Source organism: Paraburkholderia acidiphila, from assembly GCF_009789655.1.
GTDB classification, from domain to species: Bacteria; Pseudomonadota; Gammaproteobacteria; order Burkholderiales; family Burkholderiaceae; genus Paraburkholderia; species Paraburkholderia acidiphila.
In genome coordinates this window covers 1,143,010-1,162,660 of the sequence record NZ_CP046910.1, presented here as the reverse complement: position 1 = coordinate 1,162,660, position 19,651 = coordinate 1,143,010, and the positions used below count along the sequence as shown (strand labels likewise).

Annotated in this window: 17 protein-coding genes; 12 read left to right on the top strand and 5 right to left on the bottom strand. The window is 65.0% G+C overall.

All coding sequences use genetic code 11. The annotated features are described in order from the left end of the window. Nucleotides 1–127: 127 nt before the first annotated feature. From FAZ97_RS19795 to FAZ97_RS19775, 5 genes are all read left to right on the top strand, one after another. Nucleotides 128–1,045, top strand: coding sequence for a LysR family transcriptional regulator (locus tag FAZ97_RS19795; protein ID WP_158760119.1), 918 nt, complete (start codon nucleotides 128–130; stop codon nucleotides 1,043–1,045). Nucleotides 1,046–1,181: 136 nt separating this feature from the next. Further along, nucleotides 1,182–2,540: an MFS transporter gene (locus FAZ97_RS19790; protein ID WP_158760118.1), complete on the top strand. Its 1,359-nt coding sequence runs from the start codon at nucleotides 1,182–1,184 to the stop codon at nucleotides 2,538–2,540. A gap of 32 nt (nucleotides 2,541–2,572) precedes the next feature. Next, nucleotides 2,573–4,687: an acetate--CoA ligase family protein gene (locus FAZ97_RS19785; protein ID WP_158760117.1), complete on the top strand. Its 2,115-nt coding sequence runs from the start codon at nucleotides 2,573–2,575 to the stop codon at nucleotides 4,685–4,687. A 65-nt stretch (nucleotides 4,688–4,752) separates the two neighbouring features. Then, nucleotides 4,753–6,057, top strand: a complete 1,305-nt coding sequence (locus tag FAZ97_RS19780; protein WP_158760116.1) for a DUF1254 domain-containing protein — start codon at nucleotides 4,753–4,755, stop codon at nucleotides 6,055–6,057. A gap of 54 nt (nucleotides 6,058–6,111) precedes the next feature. Then, nucleotides 6,112–7,473, top strand: coding sequence for a DUF1254 domain-containing protein (locus tag FAZ97_RS19775; RefSeq protein WP_158760115.1), 1,362 nt, complete (start codon nucleotides 6,112–6,114; stop codon nucleotides 7,471–7,473). A gap of 43 nt (nucleotides 7,474–7,516) precedes the next feature. Here the strand turns inward: FAZ97_RS19775 and FAZ97_RS19770 are convergent, their stop codons facing one another. The 4 genes from FAZ97_RS19770 to FAZ97_RS19755 form a co-directional block, all read right to left on the bottom strand. Further along, a complete protein-coding gene (locus FAZ97_RS19770) occupies nucleotides 7,517–8,245 on the bottom strand; it encodes a transglycosylase SLT domain-containing protein (protein ID WP_158760114.1) in 729 nt (242 codons plus the stop codon). A gap of 149 nt (nucleotides 8,246–8,394) precedes the next feature. Further along, complete coding sequence (locus FAZ97_RS19765) at nucleotides 8,395–9,291, bottom strand: fructose bisphosphate aldolase (RefSeq protein WP_158760113.1); 897 nt, start codon at nucleotides 9,289–9,291, stop codon at nucleotides 8,395–8,397. Nucleotides 9,292–9,597: 306 nt separating this feature from the next. Then, entirely contained in the window at nucleotides 9,598–10,716 is a 1,119-nt protein-coding gene (locus FAZ97_RS19760; RefSeq protein WP_158760112.1) for a porin, read from the bottom strand. Nucleotides 10,717–10,850: 134 nt separating this feature from the next. Then, nucleotides 10,851–12,245: an aminotransferase-like domain-containing protein gene (locus tag FAZ97_RS19755; protein WP_158760111.1), complete on the bottom strand. Its 1,395-nt coding sequence runs from the start codon at nucleotides 12,243–12,245 to the stop codon at nucleotides 10,851–10,853. Nucleotides 12,246–12,561: 316 nt separating this feature from the next. On the opposite strand from FAZ97_RS19755, the gene cyoA reads away from it, so the two are divergent. The 6 genes from cyoA (at nucleotide 12,562) to FAZ97_RS19725 (ending at nucleotide 17,610) form a co-directional block, all read left to right on the top strand. Then, entirely contained in the window at nucleotides 12,562–13,407 is an 846-nt protein-coding gene (gene cyoA / locus FAZ97_RS19750) for a ubiquinol oxidase subunit II (protein ID WP_233271818.1), read from the top strand. 6 nt (nucleotides 13,408–13,413) lie between these two features. Continuing rightward, the gene (gene cyoB / locus FAZ97_RS19745) at nucleotides 13,414–15,423 is read left to right on the top strand and encodes a cytochrome o ubiquinol oxidase subunit I (RefSeq protein ID WP_158760109.1); all 2,010 of its coding nucleotides are present in this window, start codon (nucleotides 13,414–13,416) and stop codon (nucleotides 15,421–15,423) included. 3 nt (nucleotides 15,424–15,426) lie between these two features. After that, complete coding sequence (gene cyoC / locus FAZ97_RS19740; RefSeq protein ID WP_158760108.1) at nucleotides 15,427–16,026, top strand: cytochrome o ubiquinol oxidase subunit III; 600 nt, start codon at nucleotides 15,427–15,429, stop codon at nucleotides 16,024–16,026. A 62-nt stretch (nucleotides 16,027–16,088) separates the two neighbouring features. Then, nucleotides 16,089–16,397, top strand: a complete 309-nt coding sequence (gene cyoD, locus FAZ97_RS19735; protein WP_158761002.1) for a cytochrome o ubiquinol oxidase subunit IV — start codon at nucleotides 16,089–16,091, stop codon at nucleotides 16,395–16,397. A 136-nt stretch (nucleotides 16,398–16,533) separates the two neighbouring features. Continuing rightward, nucleotides 16,534–16,731, top strand: coding sequence for a CsbD family protein (locus tag FAZ97_RS19730; protein WP_158760107.1), 198 nt, complete (start codon nucleotides 16,534–16,536; stop codon nucleotides 16,729–16,731). A 261-nt stretch (nucleotides 16,732–16,992) separates the two neighbouring features. Then, nucleotides 16,993–17,610 (top strand): histidine phosphatase family protein, encoded by a 618-nt coding sequence (locus tag FAZ97_RS19725; RefSeq protein WP_158760106.1) that lies wholly within the window; start codon nucleotides 16,993–16,995, stop codon nucleotides 17,608–17,610. A gap of 19 nt (nucleotides 17,611–17,629) precedes the next feature. On the opposite strand, the gene FAZ97_RS19720 is transcribed toward FAZ97_RS19725, so the two are convergent. Then, the gene (locus tag FAZ97_RS19720; protein WP_158760105.1) at nucleotides 17,630–18,742 is read right to left on the bottom strand and encodes a serine hydrolase; all 1,113 of its coding nucleotides are present in this window, start codon (nucleotides 18,740–18,742) and stop codon (nucleotides 17,630–17,632) included. Between the two features lie 181 nt (nucleotides 18,743–18,923). Between FAZ97_RS19720 and FAZ97_RS19715 the strand changes: the two genes are divergently transcribed. Next, a complete protein-coding gene (locus FAZ97_RS19715) occupies nucleotides 18,924–19,604 on the top strand; it encodes a MarC family protein (protein ID WP_158760104.1) in 681 nt (226 codons plus the stop codon). Nucleotides 19,605–19,651 lie beyond the last annotated feature (47 nt).

The window sequence follows — 19,651 nt, the reverse complement described above, 5'->3', positions numbered from 1 at the left end:
GGTCGACGGCGGCAAGCGCTGCCGGCGTGCCGGGCCAGGCTATGCTGTCTTGCCGCGCAGCGTCTTCCTGCGCCGAACCCTACGCAATATGCACACTTTGCGCCTGTTGCGCCGGGCGCGGCCCGCCATGAACCTACGCCAACTCGAACACGTGGTCGCCCTCGCGGAAGAGGGCAGTTTCGCCCGCGCGGCCCAGCGCGTGCACTTGAGCCAGCCAGCCCTGAGCCGCAGCATCCAGGCGATCGAGGAAAAGCTCGATATGGTGCTGTTCGACCGCACAACCCGCGAAGTGCAAATCACGCCTGCGGGAGAGACCGTCGTGCGCCGGGCGAAGAAGGTGCTGTTCGAGGCCCGCTGCCTCGTGCGCGACGTGGCCCTGCTGCGCAATCACTGCATCGGCTCGGTGAGCTTCGGGGCCGGGCCGTATCCCGCGGCCATGCTGCTGCCGGCCGTGCTCGATATGCTGGCGCAGCGCCATCCCCAGTTGCGCATCGATGCCAGAATCGACAACTGGAAGAATCTGCTCGACGCGCTGTACAGCGAGACGCTCGATTTTCTGATCGTCGATATTCGTGGCGCGCCGCCCGTGAGCGAAATCAGCGTGATTCCGCTGCCCAGGCATCGCGTGGCCTGGTATGTGCGCGAAGGCCATCCGCTCGCGCAGTTCGAAACGCTGGAGGCGCGCCAGTTGCAGGCGTTTCCGATCGTCGCCGTGCCGCTGCCCGACACGATGCGCAACGCGCTGCGCAAATGGCTGCGCTACGCGCCCGGTCACGAACTGGAGTTTCACCTCATCTGCAACGACGTGAACGTGCTGCAGGAGTACGCGCGCAAGACCGACGCGCTCTTGCTGCTTACGAGCCACGCATTCTGGAATCCGGCCCGCATGGCCGGTCTCGTGCCGCTTTCGCTGCCCGCGAACTCACCGCTCTGGCTGCAGTTCTGCATCGTCCATCTCGCGGGCCGCACGCTTTCCCCGGCGGCGGAACAGGCCATCCGCGCCGTGCAGGACGCGGCCGAAGCCATTCAGCCGCAAATCGATTGATGTACTGATTGCATCGATTCGATGCAAATTATGCAGTTGTCTTATTGATTTCCGCGTCGTTCAATGTCCCGAACGCGGCAGCTTTCGGCGCCCCGCACGCAGCGGCGCCGAACGTATAGCCGCGAACGGAGACACAATGACACCAGAGACACGCAGCAAGCGCCAGCGATGGGTAATCGTCGCCGGTCTGTTTTTCTTTCTCGCCATCAATTTTGCCGACAAGGCGCTCATTGGGCTCGCCGCCGAGCCGATCATGCGCGAGCTCGGGCTCACGCACACCCAGTTCGGGCGCATCGCGGCCAGCTTTTTTACGTTTTTCTCCATTTCCGCGCTGCTTGTCGGCCTGCTCGCCAACCGTGTGAAGGCACGCTGGCTGATGCTGGCCATGGCGATCACGTGGTCGATCTCGCAGGTGCCGCTGCTCGTGTTTGCAACCCCGCTTACGCTAATCGTCTCGCGTGTGCTGCTCGGTGCGAGCGAAGGGCCCGCGTATCCCGTGGCCGTGCATGCGCTCTACAAGTGGTTCCCCGACCACGAGCGCGCGGTGCCTTCCGCCGTGCTCACCATTGGGGCATCGTTCGGCGCGGGCCTGATCGCGCCGGTCATTACGGGCGTGATCGTGCATTTCGGCTGGCATGCGGCGTTCGTGATGCTGGCCGTGGCCGGCATGATCTGGAGCGTGATCTGGCTGCGGATCGGCAAGGAGGGGCCGCTCGGTACGCGCGCCGGGCACGGTTCGCACGGCGTGGGCGATGCGGATTCGTTGCGCGCGCACCCATCTGCGCTTGCGCTGCCGCACAAGATTCCACTCGGCGCACTGCTGCTCTCGCGCACCTGCATTGGCAGCGACCTCAGCGGCTTCGCGGCCTACGTGATCCTCACGATGTCGACGATCTGGCTGCCGAGCTATCTCGTGCGCGTGGCCGGCTACTCGCTCACGGAGGTCGGCTGGATCGTCGTGCTGCCCGCGTTCGGGCAGATGGTGGTTTCGCCGCTTTTCAGCTGGTGGTCGCAGCGGCTGATGGCGCGCGGGGTGTCGAGCCGCCATGCGCGCGGCACGCTCGGAGCGGCGGCGGTCGTGGCATCCGGCGCGGCGCTCGCGGTCATGCCGCAGCTGCCGGCGGGTCCGCTCCTTATCGTCGCGGTGACGATCGCATTCTCGCTCGCCTCGTTCACGTTCGTGAGCGGCGTGATGCTGGCCGGCGAGATCGTGCCGCCCGCCCAGCGCGGCGGCGTGCTCGGCATCAACATCTGCATGACTACGCTGGCCGGGTTCGTCACGCCAGCGGTGATGGGGCAGGTGATCGACCATGCCGCGGCACACGTCGACGGTTATCGCACGGGCATGATGCTGGCCGGCGTGTTCTCGATCGTGGCGGGTGTGATCGCGGCTTGTCTGATCGATCCGGCTTCCGATCGCCGCCGCTTTGCGGCGCTCGGGCGGGCCACCCAGGACACTTGCCTTGCCCAGCCGCTCGCTTCGGGCGAGCAATGAACCTGCCAAAATAGAAAGGAATGCTAACGTCAATGAAAAACGCCGATTTCACGCCGCTCATGCGTCCCGCATCGATTGCCATCGTCGGCGCCTCGGCCGATGCCGCCAAGGTTGGCGGCATGCCCTTGCGGCTGCTGCGCGAGCGCGGCTATGCGGGCCGTATCTATGCGATCAACGCCAAGGCGGCGCACGTGCAGGGCGTGCCGGCCCACACCACGCTCGACAGTGTGCCGGAGCCTGTCGATCTCGCGATCGTTGCGGTGCCCGCGCACGCGGTACCCGACGTGATGGCGCAGCTCGTGCGCCGGCGCGCGCGCTCGGCCGTCCTGTTCACGGCGGGCTTCGCCGAAACGGGCGACGCGGGACGCGCGGCGCAGCGCGACCTTGCACTCATGGCGGCCCAAGGCGGGGTGACGCTGCTCGGTCCCAATTGTCTCGGTCTGATGAACCTGCGCGAGCGGGTCTACGCAACGTTTTCGCCCGTGGCGCTCGCAGGCGCGCCGCCCAGGGGCGACGTCGCGCTCGTGAGCCAGAGCGGGGCGTTCGGCGCATACGCGTTTGCGCTTGCCCGCGAGGCGGGACTTGGCCTGAGCCACTGGATCACAACCGGCAACGAGGCCGGTGTGCAGGTGGCGGACGCCATTGCGTGGCTCGCCGCCGATCCGGATACGAAGGTCATCCTCGCTTACCTCGAAGGCTGTACGGACGGTGCGAAGCTGCGCCGGGCATTCGCCGCCGCGGGCGCGGCGGGCAAGCCCGTGGTCGTCGCCAAGGTCGGCACCACCGCGACGGGGGCGCGCGCCGCGCAGTCGCACACCGCGAGTCTCGCGGGCGAGGACGCTGTTTATCAGGCCGTGTTCGACGAATACGGTGTGTTTCGCGCCGAAACGCTCGAGGCCTTCTTCCGTCTCGGCTACGCGCTCTCGAAAGGCCGCCGGCCGCAGTCGGCCGCCAGCGCCATCGTCACCGTCTCGGGCGGCGTTGGCATCATGATGGCCGACCGCGCGGAAGCGCTCGGCCTCGCACTGCCGCCGCTGCCCGAAGCGAGCGGCGCGCGGTTGCGCGAGCGCATTGCCTTCGCTTCCACGGCCAATCCCATCGACGTGACCGGCCAGATCGTCGCTCAGCCCGAGGTGCTCGCCGACACCCTCGTCGATACCGTCACCTGCGGCGCCTTCGGCAGCGTGGCAGCGTTTATCGCCGGCGCGGGCAACGTGCCCGCGGCATGGGCCGCGATCGAGCGGGCGGTAGAGCGCGCAGCCGAACGTAAAGGAAGCGCGCCGCTCGTGCTCGCGGGCCTTGTCGATGACGTCAAACGGCAGTGGCTCGAAGCGCGCGGCGTGCTGGTCTACCGCGAGCCCGCGCACGCCATGGAGGCCATCGCCACATTGTTGCGTGCACAACAGAATGACGCCACGCACGAAGCCGCCGATATCGAGCGCGAGCCGGCGCATGTGGCGCTCCCCGCGAGTGCGCCGCCGAACGCCACCGCGCTTGACGAAGCCGAAGCCATGGCGCTGCTCGCTGAAGCCGGTGTGGCAGTCGCGCCGCATCGCGTGGCATGCACGGCGAGCGAAGCTGTCGAAGCGGCGCAGGCTTTAGGTTTTCCCGTCGCGCTCAAGCTGCGCTCGCGTCATGTGCTGCACAAGAGCGATATCGGCGGGGTGCGGCTCGACCTGCGCGATGCGGCGGCCGTGCGTCATGCATTCGAAGCCATTGTGCGTGCCGCCGCGCAAGCGGATGTGCCGGGCGGCTTCGAAGGCGTGGTGGTCGCGCGCATGGTGAAGGGGTGGGGCGAGATCATTGTCGGCGTGAAGCGCGACCCTGTGTTCGGTCTCGTAGCCATGGCGGGGTTGGGCGGCACTGGCGTCGAATTGTGCCGCAAGGTGGCCTTCGGCCTTGCGCCGCTTACACGCGAGCGCGCTCTGGCGATGCTTGAAACGAGCGGCGTTGCCGCACTTTTTCGCGGCCATCGCGGTAACCCCATTCTGCCGCTCGACGCAGCCGCGGCCACGCTGATGGCGCTCACGCGGCTTGCCGCGGCAATTGGCGGCGCACTCGAAACGCTCGAAATCAATCCGTTCATCGTGACGCCGCAGGGCCTCGTTGCGGCCGACGCCGTCATCACGTTTGCGCGCGCGGTGTAGCCGAATCAAAGTATTTTTATTCCGCAAACATTTTCACAAAGTTTATTAATATGTACAGCCAAACAATGAGTGTCGTAGAAACGAATCCCGATAAACTGCATGAAGACCCGGTCGCCGCGCTGGTTCGCATGTACGCGGGACCGCTTGCCATCGCACGTTATCCCGTCGTCGAGATCATGCGAACCTGTGCGCTGCATACCCTTGCGCAGTCCACCAGCCCGCTGCGCCGGCCCTTCAACGCGATTTGCGCGAGCATGCAGCGCTGGACGCACGAAGACCGTGACATCGTGACGCCAGCCAACGATTTTCTCTATCTGAACGCCTGGATCGATCTATCCGATGGACCCGTGGTGCTCGACATTCCAGCCGTGGAAGACGACCGCTATTACGTGGTCGAACTGCTCGATGCCTTCACGAACAACTTCACGAATCTCAGTGCGCGCAATGCCGGCACGCGGGGTGCCCGCTTCGTTCTGCACACGCCGGAACAGCGCCCGACTGGTGACGGCGCGCCGCTCGTGTGCCCGTCGAAACTCGTGTGGATGCTGGGCCGCGTACTCGTGCAAGGCGACGACGATCTCGCGCGAGCGCAGCACGCGGCGGCCGCTTTCCGGATCGATGGCGCGCAGGGCGCGGGCCCAGCCTGCGTGCGGCAATGGCACGAAAGCGGCGACGCTGCGCTGGACTTCTTCGACAATGTTCTTGAATCGTTCGCGGATTTTTCGCCGCAAGACGACGAAGCCGCGATGCTCAGTGCACTCGCACGCGCGGGCGTGCGCGCGCCGAACGGCTGCGGCGTGGCCGCGTTGCCCGAGACCGTGCAGCAAGGCCTGCGGCTTGCCTACGCCGACGCGCAGCGCCTGATTCTCGCCTTCACGGAAAGCCGCGCGCGGCGCAGCTGGACCTACAGCCTCGAATTTGGCCGCTACGGTCGCGCTCACGTGCTGCGCGCCTGTGTCGCCATGAAGGGGCTGGGCGCGCTCGCGGCCGACGAGGCAGTCTACGCAACCGCCGATTTTGACGAAGCCGGCGAGCACCTCACTGGCAGCCGTCGTTATGAACTCTATTTCCCGCCTGGCGAATTGCCGCCCGTCGACGCGCTCTGGTCGCTCTCACTCTACGGCGCGGACCGCTTCTTCACCGACAACGCGATACGCCGCTACGCGATAGGCGATCGCACGCCCGGCCTGCAATACGAGGCGGATGGAGGCCTGCGCATCCAGATCCAGCACGAAGCGCCGCGCTCGGAGTCGAACTGGCTTCCCGCGCCAGCAGGGGGCTTCTATCTGATCCTGCGGCTCTACCATCCGCAGGCGTCGTTTCTCGAAGGGCGCTATGCCATTGCGCCGGTGCGAGCCGTCGCGGCCTGACTCGCTCGCAAGTCCACTTTCATCGATTCCTGTTCATTTGTAATGCGAAATATTATGTCATCACTCGAATCACCGGAAATTACCGCGCTTTCAGTCTATCAGTCCCGCTTCGATCTGGCGGTCGAGGCCGTCCAGTTCGCGCTTCCGCTGTATGAAATGGCGCGCATGCGTTCTGCGACCGGCCCGCGCCTGGATCGCGCGGGGCGCCATGCGGGCGAGTCGCCGGAATCCCCCAACCGCTGGGCGAACGAATGGTTCCATACACGCGTGCTGCAGGGGCCTCAGAACCGCCGCGTGGTCACGCCCAATAACGACACGCTCTATTCCTGTGCGTGGTTCGATCTGAGCGACGGGCCGATCGTCATACGCGTGCCCGCCATGCAAGCGCGCTACTACGTGCTGGGGCTGCTCGATCTCTATACCAATCCGTTTGGCTATATCGGCACGCGCACCACCGGCAGCGACGCGGGCGCATTCTTTCTGCATGGACCAGGCTGGCGCGCAGATGTGCCCGAGGGCATGCAGGCGATAGCGTGTCCCACCAGCACCGTGTGGCTGATCGGCCGCATTCTGGTGGACGGCGAAGCGGATCTCGAGGCAGCCAACCATTTGCAGGACCGGCTCACGGTCGAAGCGGCGCCCGGCAGCGCGGCGCAGGTGCCCAAGCTGATCGATGCCGGTGTGCAGCCAGGCGAGAAGCTGGGTGATGCGAACCGTTTTGCGCAGGTCGTCAATCACCTGTTAGCCGTTGAACCGCCGCCACGCGAGGCGCGGGCGCACGTCGCGCGCTTCGAGGCATGCGGCATCGGCGCTGCTTGCGTTGGCAGGGCGCTCGATGAAGAACAGCGCGCGTGGCTCGAAAAGGCGCTCGCCCACGTCACACACGAGCTTGCGGGCGAGCCGCCGCAGGCTTTGGGCGGAGGATGGGCGTTGCCGGTGGATGTGCGCGCAACGTTTGGCGAGGACTACCGCACGCGCGCCCAGGCGGCGCTTTGCTATATCGGGGTGCTAGGGGCTCAGGAGGCGATGTACATCACCGCCGATACCGACGCGCAAGGAGCCGCGCTCGACGGCAACGCCTCGTATGTTTTGCACTTCGCGCCGGGCAACCTGCCGGCCGTCGACGCTTTCTGGTCGCTGACCGCCTACGAAAAGGCAACGTACATGCTGGCCGAAAATGCCATTGCTCGCTACTCGATCGGCGACCGCACGCGCGACCTGGAATACGACGCCGACGGCGGCCTGCGTATCGCCATCTCGGCGCGCATGCCGGCCGACCCAAGCTTGCGCCGCAACTGGCTGCCTGCGCCGGCGGAGCGCTTCTATCTCGCACTGCGGTTGTACGTGCCACGCGAAACGCATCTCGCGCGCACCTTCGTCTATCCGCCGGTCCAGCGCGAGTCCGATGGAGCGTGAGCCAGGCGAAGCGCGCGGCGGCGTTAACACGCGTTGATGCACGCTAACGCACGTTGCCGGAAGCGGTGCCGGGCACGGCAGCCTGAGCCGACGCCGCCGACACCGCGGCGGGCGCCGCCACAGGCGCTGAGGCCGCGGCGGCAGCCGCAGTAGCAAACGCTGAAGCCGCAGAAGCCGCAAGGCCCGTGCTTGCGGGGGCATCGCTTGCAGCCGGCGCGCTCGCCGTATCGAGTACCCGGCTGAACTCCAGCGCGCGCGTGCGGATCTTTTCCGCGTAGGCCTTCGAGCCGCCGTAGTTCTTCATCGCGGCATCGAGGTCGCCGCCAGCGGCCCGCTGGTAGCCATAGAGGATCGACGAGCCGACGTCGATGTTGACCTCGGGGTCGGTGAGGTCCTTGTTATGCAGGATATTGCGGTGTGCCGACGGCACGACCTGCATGAGTCCTGTCGCGCCGTTTGCACCATGCGCCTTCGCGCGAAAGCGCGATTCGATCGAGATGATGGCGAGCAGCACGGCAGGCGGCAGCGAATACTTCTCGGCGGCGCCCGTGACGGCCAGCGAAATTTGCGCGGCCTTCTCTTTCGCGATACCGAACTTTTGCGTGAGGTATTTCGAAACGGCGCTGGAAGCGGCGGGTGAACTTGCGGGATCAACCGCACTCGCAGCCGAGGCGCTGACGGTGTCGCTTGCGGGCGCCTGCTGCTGCGCCTGCGCGGCCGCGGTTTGCACGAGGGCCGGCAACAGGGCGAGCAGGCAGAGTAACTGCCTCATGGCCGGTGCATAGGAAGAAAAACGAAGGCGCAAGTATAACCGGCCCCGATTATTGAGGCCGGTTGCGTGTCATCCTGTTTTCACATCCCGGGTCGGCGTCAGGGCCCGGCGTGGCTTCGGGCCGGGTTCAAGCCGCGTTCAGGCCGGGTTCAGGCCTTCTGCACGGATGCCTTCCAGATTTCGTCGATGCTCGCGGCGAGCGTGGCGTCGAACTCGGCATCGCTCATCGACTTCGTGAGGTCGTTGATCAGCGCGCGCGAAAAGCTTGCAATCATTCGATGATTCTTCGCGAGCCGCGCACACGCGTCGGTGCGCGAATAGCCGCCGGACAGCGCGACGACGCGCACCACGCGCGGATGTTCGATGAGCGGCAGATAGAAGTCCGGCGTATCGGGGATCGTGAGCTTGATCATCACGTTCTGCGAGGCGGGCAGCGCGTCGAGACCCTTGAGCAGTTCGTCGCGCAGGAGCTTCTCGGCCTTGGCCTTGTCGGGGGCCTTGATCGAGACTTCAGGCTCGAGAATCGGCACGAGTCCGTGAGCGGAGATCTGCGCACCGAAGGCGAACTGCTGCGCGGCGATCGAAGCAATGCCCGAAGGCGAGGCATGCTCGATCACGGAGCGCATCTTGGTGCCGAAAATTCCCGCCTTCACCGCGCGTTCGAGCAGGGCGTCGAGGCCCGGAATCGGCTTCATGAGGCGCACGCCGTCGGCTTCGGCCTCCAGACCCTTGTCGACCTTGAGGAAGGGCACGACGTTGCGCTCGTTCCAGAGAAAGGCGGGCACGGGCTTGCCTTGCGCCTGGCCGTCCATGGTCGCTTCGAAGAGGATCGCGCCAATCACCTTCTCGCCCGTGAACGCAGGGGCGCTGATGATGCGCACGCGCATCTCGTGCATCAGGCGGAACATTTCGGCGTCGCCGCTATACGCGCTTTCGGGGATCCCGTACTGGCTCAGCGCGCCAGGCGTCGAGCCGCCGCTCTGGTCCAGCGCCGCAATGAAGCCCGGTTTGTCGCGCATCTGCGCAAGCATTTGCTCGTTTGCCATTGTCGTATCTCCCGCATTTGGGGCGCCCGTGCGGGCGCGGTTACTCGAATCCGGTCTCGGCTCCTGCGACGAGTGTACTTGCGCCATAGAGCCGCGTCTTCGCCATTATGTGGGCACGGCCGCGCAGCCGCGCTGAAGAAGAGGAACGGTAGAGCATAGCAATTGCGATGCCAGGGCAAGCGACAAAAAAGCGCCAGGCGCGGGCCGTCAGAGCCGCGCCTGGTGCGTGTTGGTACGTAACGGTACACGTATCGTGTGCATGCGGATGCCAGCCGGTGCGCGACGTGGCTTGTGCCGCTGCGCCACTCAGAATCGATGCGTCATGCCGAGCGCGGCCATGTACTGCTTCGTGCCCGCCTGGGTCACGCTCACGCCAGGCCAGCTCACGGTGGCGCTGCCGTTGTTCTTGAAGTAGCCCGCCCGCACGTAGAAGCTCGTGCGCTTCGAGATCCAGTGGTCGGCGCCGATCTGGAAGCCCGGCGTGTTGTCATGCGCCCCGCGCACGTTCCGATAAAGCGCGGCGAGCTGGATCTCGTCAACGGACGTGGCCTGGATCGTCGCGCCGACCTCGGCGATGCTCAGGGAGTGCGCCGTGCCGAGCACTGCCGCGAGCGTATGCGGCGCCGGATCGTTCGCGCGCTGGTACGAGTAGTTCGCCATCAGGTTGACGATGCCGATGCGATACGCGAGCGCGCCGACGAAATGCTCGGTGCCGAGCAGGGTGAGCGGTCCTGGCAGGCCCGTGATCGTCTCCTCGCCAGGATGCTGATACATGTAGGCGAACCCGGCATAAAGACCTGCGCCCGAATAGTTGATGCCGACGTTCAGCACGTTGCCCGTGGTCGCCGGCACGGGCTGCGTGACCGTGGCCGAGAAGGCGTACATGGCGTAGGCCTGCACGCCGTAGAGCTTGGGTGTTTGATACAGGACCGAGTTGCTCAGGCGAGCGCCGTCGTACTGCGTGGAGAGCGCGTTGCGGTCGGGCGTGAGCACGAACGCGGCGAACGGCGAGAGCGTTTCGTCGACCTTGAACGGATCGGTCGGATACGCCACGCGAAAGCTCGTGTCGTACTGCCGCCCGAAGGTGAGCGAGCCGTAGCGCTCGTCCTTGAGGCCCACCCACGACTGGCGATAAAAGAGCGTGCTGGTGTCGGCGAACAGCCCGCCGTTGTTGATGTTGAAGCCCGACTCCACGGTGAACTGCGCCGTGAGACCGCCGCCCAGATCCTCCACACCCTTCAGGCCGAACAGCGAGCCCGTCGAGCCGCCGCTCTTCATGGCGAACGTCTGGGTGCCGCCGTTGCCAAGGTACTGCAGATAAGTGTCGGCCACGCCGTACAACGTGACGCTCGAATCGGCTGCCGCTGCACTGCCGGCGGCCAGCGCCAGCGCGATGCCACACACTCCATGCACACGAGCCCGCATGAATGTCTCCTCTCTAATTATGTGAAAGAGTCATCGAAAAAGCATGACCGTGCTAATTAGAGGGGCGCCGATACTAGCTGTCTACTGCATTGTTTTCATCGCGAGATTGCAGAATCTGCATGAATCGTCGGCCGTCACACGAGCACTTGCGCCTGCGCGCCGCGGTCGTTCGCGAGCAGTGCCGAGAGCTTGCGCAACGCGGCCTGCAGTTGCTCGCGGCCGTCCGTCGCGCCCAGTGAAATGCGGATCGCGTTCGCGGTTTCCGGGCCAGGCTGGAAAGCCGTGGAGGGCGCGACGGCCAGACCTTCGGTGCTCGCCGCGAGGGCCAGTTCGCGCGCCTGCCAGTAGCGCGGCAGCGTGTACCAAAGGTGTATGCCCGCGCCCGCCGACGACCCCAGCGTGTGCGCCGCGATGCGCTGGCGCTCGCGCGCCTCGGTCTTCACATCGGCAAAGATCTGCTCGGCTATGCCTTCTTCGATCCAGTGCGTGGCGAGCGAGTTGGTGAGCGGCGCGGCCATGAGCGAGAACGTGCGCAACGCGCTCACGAGGCGTGTATGCGCCTCTTCATCGGGCAGCGCGAGATAGGCCGTGCGCAAACCGGGCGAGAGCGTTTTGGAAAGCGTCGCGAGATAGCAGACCTGGGCGGGCGCGATGCGCGCGAGCGGCGCGGGCGCATCGGGCGCGAAGCGCCAATAAGGATCGTCTTCGACGATGCGCGCGCCGCAGCGCTGCGCCACCCGCACGATCTCGAGGCGGCGCGCCGCTGGCATGGTCGCCGTGGTCGGGTTCTGCAGCGTGGGGTTCAGGTAGATGAGCCGCGCCGCGTGCTCGCGGCAAGCCGCTTCGAGCGCGTCGGGCCGCATGCCGTCGGCGTCGACGGCAATGGGCTCGATGCGGCGGCCCAGTTGCGCCGCCGCGTGCGGCAGGCCCGGGTAGAGCAGCGGCTCGGCGAGGATGACGTCGCCGGGCTGCGTGAAGGCGAGGATCAGCGCGGCGAGCGCCGCCTGCGCGCCGGGACAGACCACCACCCGCTCGGGCGCAATGGGGCCGAGCATCGGCTGCAGCCACTTCGCGCCCGCTTGCCAGTCGGCGCGGCCGCCGCCGCCCATGTGGTAGGTCATCAGCAGATCGGCGTCGCTGCGCACCAGCACGCGCGCCATGCCCTCGCGCAGCAGCGCGTTCATGTCGAGGCCAGCGGGCGCGGGCGGGATGTTCATGCTGAGATCCACGCGTTGCAGCAACTCGGCGCGCGGCGCGGCGATGAACGTGCCTAGCGGCCCGCGCGCCTCGATCAGCCCGCGCCGCCGGGCTTCGTTGAAGCCGCGCGTGACGGTGGTCAGATCGACCGCAAGCAGGGTGGCAAGCGTGCGTTGCGCAGGCACGCGCTCGCCGGGGCGCAGCGTGCCTTGCGCCACCGCGCCTTCGATGAAATCGGCAAGCCGCAGATAGCGGGGGCCGTTGCCAGCCTGCATCGCCGTGGCCCATACCTTGATCTCGCCGACGCTTTCGGCGGGTTGGTTGTGTGTCATTCTGTCGCGGATGTATGCGTCATGTCTTACTCTAGCATGCGTGCATGAAGCGCGTAAATCCATACATATAGGCTATGTATGGCTTCTGCGGCGGCCCTCCGAGGCCGCTCGTGCGGCAGCAGAGTGAGCACGTATGGATGGGTTTGCGCGAACGTCAACCTTGGAACCAGACATGCGCAATCCAGACCCTCGCTCAGGGCGGGCCGCTACGGCCGGCCCGCCTTCTTCATCACGTCCCCCTTTGATTGCCCGCTTCCTGCGCCGCGCCGCTCTCGTTGCGACGGGCGCGCCGCTCGTGCTGCTCAGCGGCTGCAACATGGCGCTGCTCGCCCCGAAGGGCGATATCGGCGTGCAGGAGAAGAATCTGATCCTGATCGCGCTCGGGCTGATGCTGCTCGTCGTGATTCCCGTCATCGTGCTCACGCTGTGGTTCGCGTGGCGCTACCGCGCCTCCAATACGAACGCGACTTACGCGCCGCGCTGGTCGCATTCCACGATCATCGAAGTGGTGGTGTGGACGATTCCCTGCGTGATCGTGCTCACGCTTGCCGTGCTCATCTGGCGTACCACGCACACGCTCGACCCGTATCGCCCGATCGAATCGCAAACGAAGCCGGTGCGCGTGGACGTGGTCGCGCTCAACTGGAAGTGGCTTTTCATCTATCCCGATTACGGCGTGGCGTCCGTGAACCAGCTCGCGATTCCTGTGGATACGCCCGTTGAGTTCAACCTCACTGCCGAGTCGCTGATGAATTCGTTCTTCATCCCGCAACTGGGCAGCCAGGTCTACGCGATGCCGGCCATGCAGACGAAGCTGCACCTCATCGCCAACGAGCCCGGCGTGTATGCGGGCCGCTCGGCGGCCTTCAGCGGTCCGGGCTTCTCCGACATGCATTTCGAAACGCTCGCGAAGAGCCGCGCCGACTTCGACGCGTGGATCGCGCAGGCGAAGGCCTCGCCCACGATGCTGAGCCGCGCGGCCTACGAGCAGCTCGCGCAGCCCGGCGAAAAGACGCCGGTGACGCTCTATTCGAACGTCGCGCAGGGCCTGTTCGACGGCGTGGTCGGCAAATACATGCGCGACGTGCACGGCAACCCGATTTGCGGCACGAGTGCACCCTCGCTCACGCTCAACCGTAGCGCCATCCTGGCAGCGGAGTAATCACACATGTTCGGAAAACTCATGCTCGACGCCGTTCCCTGGCACGAGCCGATCATCATGGGCACGGGCGCCGTCGTGGCGCTCGGCGGCCTCGCCTTGCTCGCCGCGATCACGATCGCGGGCAAGTGGGGTTATTTGTGGCGCGAGTGGATCACCTCGGTCGATCACAAGCGCATTGGCGTCATGTACATCATTCTCGCGGTCGTCATGCTGTTGCGCGGTTTCGCCGACGCGATCATGATGCGCGCGCAACAAGCTATCGCTTACGGCGACTCGGCGGGCTATCTGCCGCCGCATCACTACGATCAGATCTTCACGGCGCACGGCGTCATCATGATCTTCTTCGTGGCCACGCCGCTCATTCTCGGCTTGATGAACGTGGTCGTGCCGCTGCAGATCGGCGCGCGCGACGTGGCCTATCCGTTCGTCAACTCGCTGAGCTTCTGGCTCTCCGTGGTGGGCGCGCTGCTCGTGATGGTCTCGATGTTCGTGGGCGATTTCGCGGCCACGGGCTGGGTGGCGTATCCGCCGCTCTCGGAGCTCGGCTACAGCCCGACCGTTGGTATGGATTACTACATATGGTCGCTGCAGCTATCGGGGCTCGGCACGACGCTCTCTGGCATCAACTTCATCGTCACGATCCTGCGCATGCGCGCGCCGGGCATGGACATGATGAAGATGCCGGTGTTCGTGTGGACGGCGTTCATCACCAACATCCTGATCGTCGCGGTGTTCCCGGTGCTCACCGGCACGCTCGCGTTGCTCACGATGGACCGCTACTTCGACATGCATTTCTTTACGAACGAGCTGGGCGGCAACGCGATGATGTACATCAACCTGATCTGGGTCTGGGGTCACCCGGAGGTGTACATCCTGATCCTGCCAGCGTTCGGTGCGTACTCGGAAATCATCGCGACGTTCTCGGGCAAGCCGCTGTTCGGCTACAAGTCGATGGTCTATGCCACGTCGTCGATCGGCATTCTCTCGTTCTTCGTGTGGCTGCACCACTTCTTCACGATGGGCTCGGGCGCGAACGTCAACGCGTTCTTCGGCATCATGACCACGGTCATTTCGATCCCGACCGGCGTGAAGCTCTTTAACTGGCTCTTCACGATGTATCGCGGCCGCATTCGCTATCACAGCGCCACGCTCTGGACCATCGGCTTCATGGTGACGTTCGCGGTGGGCGGCATGACCGGCGTGCTGCTGGCCGTGCCGGGCGCGGACTTCGTGCTGCATAACTCGCTCTTTCTCGTTGCGCACTTTCACAACGTGATTATCGGCGGCGTGGTGTTCGGTTGCCTTGCCGGCGTGAGCTTCTGGTTCCCTAAAGTGTTTGGTTTCACGCTCAACGAGTTCTGGGGCAAGGTGTCGTTCTGGTGCTGGCTGATCGGTTACTGGCTCGCGTTCACGCCGCTCTACATCCTCGGCTTCGAAGGCATGACGCGCCGCATGAACCACTACGAAGTGGCCGAGTGGCATCCGTGGCTCGTGGTGGCGCTCGTGGGCGCGGTGTTCGTGGGCCTCGGCATTCTCGCGTTCATCGTGCAGATCGTGGTGAGCCTGCGCGATCGCGAAGCGAACCGCGACGTGACCGGCGACCCGTGGGACGGCCGCAGCCTCGAATGGTCGACCGCTTCGCCTGCGCCGTTCTACAACTTCGCCGTGCTGCCGGAGATCACCTCGATGGAACAGCACTGGGACAACAAGGAAGCCGGCCGCGCGTACGTGCAGCCGCGCAAGTACGAAGACATCCACATGCCGCGCAACACGGGCGCGGGCTTCATCATCGCCGCATTCAGCCTGCTGTTCGGCTTTTCGATCGTGTGGCACATGTGGGTGTTCGCGGCGGTGGGGCTCGTGGGCATGATCGCCACGTTTATCGCGCGCACCTACAACCAGGATGTGGATTACTGGGTCCCGGCCGCCGAGGTCGAGCGCATCGAGAACGCGCGCTTCAAACAACTCGGCATCCGGCGTTTCGATCAATCCGAGCAACTCGAGGAGATGGCTTAAACCATGGCTCACGCTGCTACCACTCACGCCCATGGTCATGGTCACGACGACAGCGCCAAGACCACATTAGGCTTCTGGATCTACCTGATGAGCGACTGCCTCATCTTCGCGACGCTCTTCGCCACCTTCGGCGTGCTCGCGAACGCGACGGCAGGCGGACCGGGCGCGAAGGATCTGTTCGAACTGCCCTACGTGCTGGGCGAAACGCTGCTGCTGCTGGCGAGCAGCGTCACGTTCGGCATGGCCATGCTGAATCTCTACGCGCACCGGCGCGGCCAGGTGATCGTGTGGCTCGCCGTGACGTTCCTGTTCGGCGCGGGCTTTGTCGCGATGGAGTTGAACGAGTTCGCCAAGCTCATCGCCGACGGCGCGGGGCCCGGCACGAGCGCGTACCTTTCGGCGTATTTCACGCTGGTCGGCACGCACGGGCTGCACGTCACGGCGGGTCTGTTGTGGATCGCGATCATGATGCACCAGACCTTCAAGTTCGGCCTGACCGGCACGGTCCGCCGTCGCCTCGCGTGCCTGAGCCTCTTTTGGCACTTTCTCGATCTCGTGTGGATCTGTGTGTTTACGTTCGTCTATCTGCGAGGTTTCCTGTGAGCCAATCCCATGCCACTCACTCCGCCGGGCATGATGCGTCGCACGGCAGCCTCAAGGGCTACATGATCGGCACCGTGCTCTCGCTCGTGCTCACGCTGGCGTCGTTCGGCGTCGTCATGTTTCGAGTCGTTTCGCCGGGCTTCGGGCTGGCCGCCATCGTCGTGCTCTGCATTGCGCAGCTGGTCGTGCAACTTGTGTATTTCCTGCATATCGGCGCGTCGCGCGAGCAGCGTTCGAATACGGCGATCTTTATCTGCACGGCGTTTCTGATTGCGGTGATCGTCGGGCTTTCGCTGTGGGTCATGCACAACGCGAACGTCAACATGATGCCCACGCAGATCTCGATCGACCGCGCCATGGCGCACGATTGACGTCCCGAAGTGGCGTTGCGTCCCTCAATATGCTCCGGAATACGGCGACCTGCGGCCGCCAGACAACACCTCGGGCACAGTGCATGCGCTATACGAAGCGTCGCGACACACCGTCGCTTTTACGTGGAGTGGGACCATGAACAAGGACCAGGTGAAGGGCACGGCTGAAAAGATGAAGGGCAAGGTCAACGAGGCCGTGGGCCGTGCAACCGACAACCCGGCGCGTGAGTTGAAGGGCGACCTCCAGCAGGAAGCCGGCCAGGCGCGCAAGAACGTTGGTGACATGAAGGAGGCCGCAAAGGACATGGCGAAGGACGTAAAGCGCCATCATTAACACGCGATGGCTAACCCACGGCGCCGCCGCCTCGCAAGGGGCGGCGGCGTCATGTTGTCCGCACGCGCAACCAGCGCAAGCGTATCGATTCGGTATGCAAATTAATTAAAAAGCGAAGCGACATGACGGCTTGATTGCTTTCGATACGCCTTCATTTTTCCCTGTCAAACACGGTGGCGGCGTCGCGGCGAAATGCCCGCGAAGCAGGTATGCTGCGAGCATCCCGTGTGTCCCGCGCGGGGCACGAACGTGGAGTTCCCGATGTCCGTCTATCCTGCCAGCGTGTCCTCCGGACTGCGCGAAGTCTGGTTGATCCGTCACGGCGAAACGCAATGGAGCCTCTCCGGGCAGCACACGGGGCGTACCGATATTGCGCTCACCGAGCACGGACGCGAGCAGGCGCGCTCGCTGGCCCCGTCGCTCGCCACGCAGCGTTTCGACGCGGTGCTTTGCAGCCCAATGGCCCGGGCGATCGAGACGTGCCAGCTCGCAGGGCTCGGCGAGGCGATGACGATTTCGGCCGACCTGCACGAGTGGGACTACGGGATTTACGAAGGCCTCAAGACAGCGGATATCCGCAAGACCGAACCCGACTGGAGCGTATGGCACTCGCCTATCGCACAAGGCGAGGATCTCGCGCGCGTTCAGGCGCGCGCCGCGGCGGTGATCGATGGCTTGCTGACCATGCATGGCCGCGTGGCCTTGTTTTCGCACGCGCATTTCCTGCGTGCATTGGGTGGGTGCTGGGCTTCCGGTTCGGCGGCGCTAGGCGAGCATCTGTATCTCGACACGGCTTCGGTGAGCATTCTCGGCTTCGACCACGAGAGCCGCGCCATACGCCGCTGGAACGCGCTCGGCGAGCGCCGCGCGCTGATGTGAAGAAGCCCGGCGTGTTTGCTCAGCGCAAGGAGCACGACAGCCAATGCGCGATACGCACGCCATCGAGGCGCGAGCCCTCGGGCGTGGCGCTCCCGAGGAGTGTGACGATCGCGGGCCGCCGCCCGTGCACCATGACGCGCATCACCATATTGTGGCCGGATTCATTGATGAAGCCGGTTTTCTGTACGCTTGCGCGCACCTGCCCGTAGCGCACCAGCCGATTGCTGTTGACATACTGCAACTGCCCGTGGCCCGTAGGCACGCGTTCCTGATGGTCGATCGAATATCGGCGAATGAGCGGATAGCCATTGGCCGCACGCACGAGGCTCGCCAACTCGCGCGCGGTTGAAACGTTCTGCGGCGAGAGCCCGGTTGCGTTGACAAAACGCGTGTGCGTCATGCCAAGACGCTGCGCTTTCGCGTTCATTGCCGCGATGAACGCAGGCTGCCCGCCCGGATAGTCGCGGCTGAGCGCCGAAGCCGCACGATTTTCCGAGGACATCAGCGCAACGTGCAGCATGTCGGCGCGCGTGAGCGAGGCTCCCACGCCGAGGCGCGAATGCGTGAATTTGAGTGTGTCGAGATCGGCGGTCGTAACCAGGAGCCGCTGTTGCAGGGGGGCATGCGGGCTGTCGAGCCAGACGATTGCCGTCATGAGTTTCGACACCGACGCGATAGGCGCCACCGTGTCGGCATTACGCGCGTAGAGCGGCGTGTGGGTGTTTTCGTCGACGACGTAGATGGCATGCGAAAAGAGCTGCCTGCGCGACGCCGGCGTGAAGCCGCAGCGGGCGAGCAGGCGCGGGGCGTGCGCGCTATTGGCGCTCACCTGCGCGGCGTGCGTTACGTGTTGCTGTGCCGGCGGCGAGCCAGGCCTCGGCTTCGCGCGTTTGGTGCGGCGTTTCGATCCCGAGAGTTTGGTGGAGGGCGCATCGGCAGGCATCGAGCGATGTACGGGCTTTGTCTTGTGCGCGACTCTCTTTTTCTTTTTGGAGGGTGCGTGGGCGGTTCGTTCGGCTGCCGCGTGATGAGCGGCTGCGCGGGCAGAAGCGGGAGCCGCGCCAGCTGCGAGACCCGCGGCAATCAGCACGAGTAGACCGGGCAGCAATCGAAATCGGGAAGCAGAAGGCATCGACAGATGGGCTTGAACGCTGGCTTGGCGCAGCGTGCGTCGGGATTTTGGCGGCTTTGTTCGAGCCACATTGGGCGATGAAGTTCCATTCGGGCGTCATAATCAGCGTTCAAAGGGACCCTCGTCGAGTTGAACGGGCGATGGGCGGGTCCGGAAACTCCGTGATGCCAAGGGAACAGAGATGCTCAGTCAACTCTCCGACACCTTCCTGCTCGTCTTCGCCGGACTCTTTCCCGTCCTCAATCCACCCGCGGCGGGGTTCATCGTGCTGAGCATGCTGCCGCATGCGAGCGCCAGCGACCGCGCATTTCTTGCGCGCATCATCGCCATCAACAGTCTGTTCATTCTGCTCGGTTCGCTGATCATGGGCGCCTATGTGCTCTCGTTCTTCGGCATTTCGATACCGGTTTTGCGGGTCGCGGGCGGGTTGGTCATTGCGTTCGCGGGCTGGAATCTGCTTCACAAATCGTCCGATGGCGGGGATAGCTCGGCTTCGCAGGCGCCGCCGGATCCGGTGCGTCGTGCGACGCTGCGCGCCACGGCGTTTTATCCGCTCACGCTGCCCGTCACCGTTGGGCCGGGGTCGATTGCGGTCGCGATTGCGCTGGGCACCGGCCGGCCGCGCGGTCACGTGCAACTCGTCAATATCGTGGGTGTGCTGCTTGCGCTGATCGTTCTTTGCGGCTGCATTTACCTGTGCGTGCGTTTCGCGGGGCACGTGGGCAGGCGGCTCGGGCCGGTCGGCACGGAAGTGCTGATGCGGCTGCTCGCGTTCGTGCTGCTGTGCATCGGCCTGCAGATTTTGTGGCTTGGGTTCGAAGAGCTGCTCGAATCCGCGGCGCTTTCGGTCAGCATCAAATAGCACTGCGCGCTGCCGCAGCCGTCTCCATGTTGCGCCGCATGAGAGGG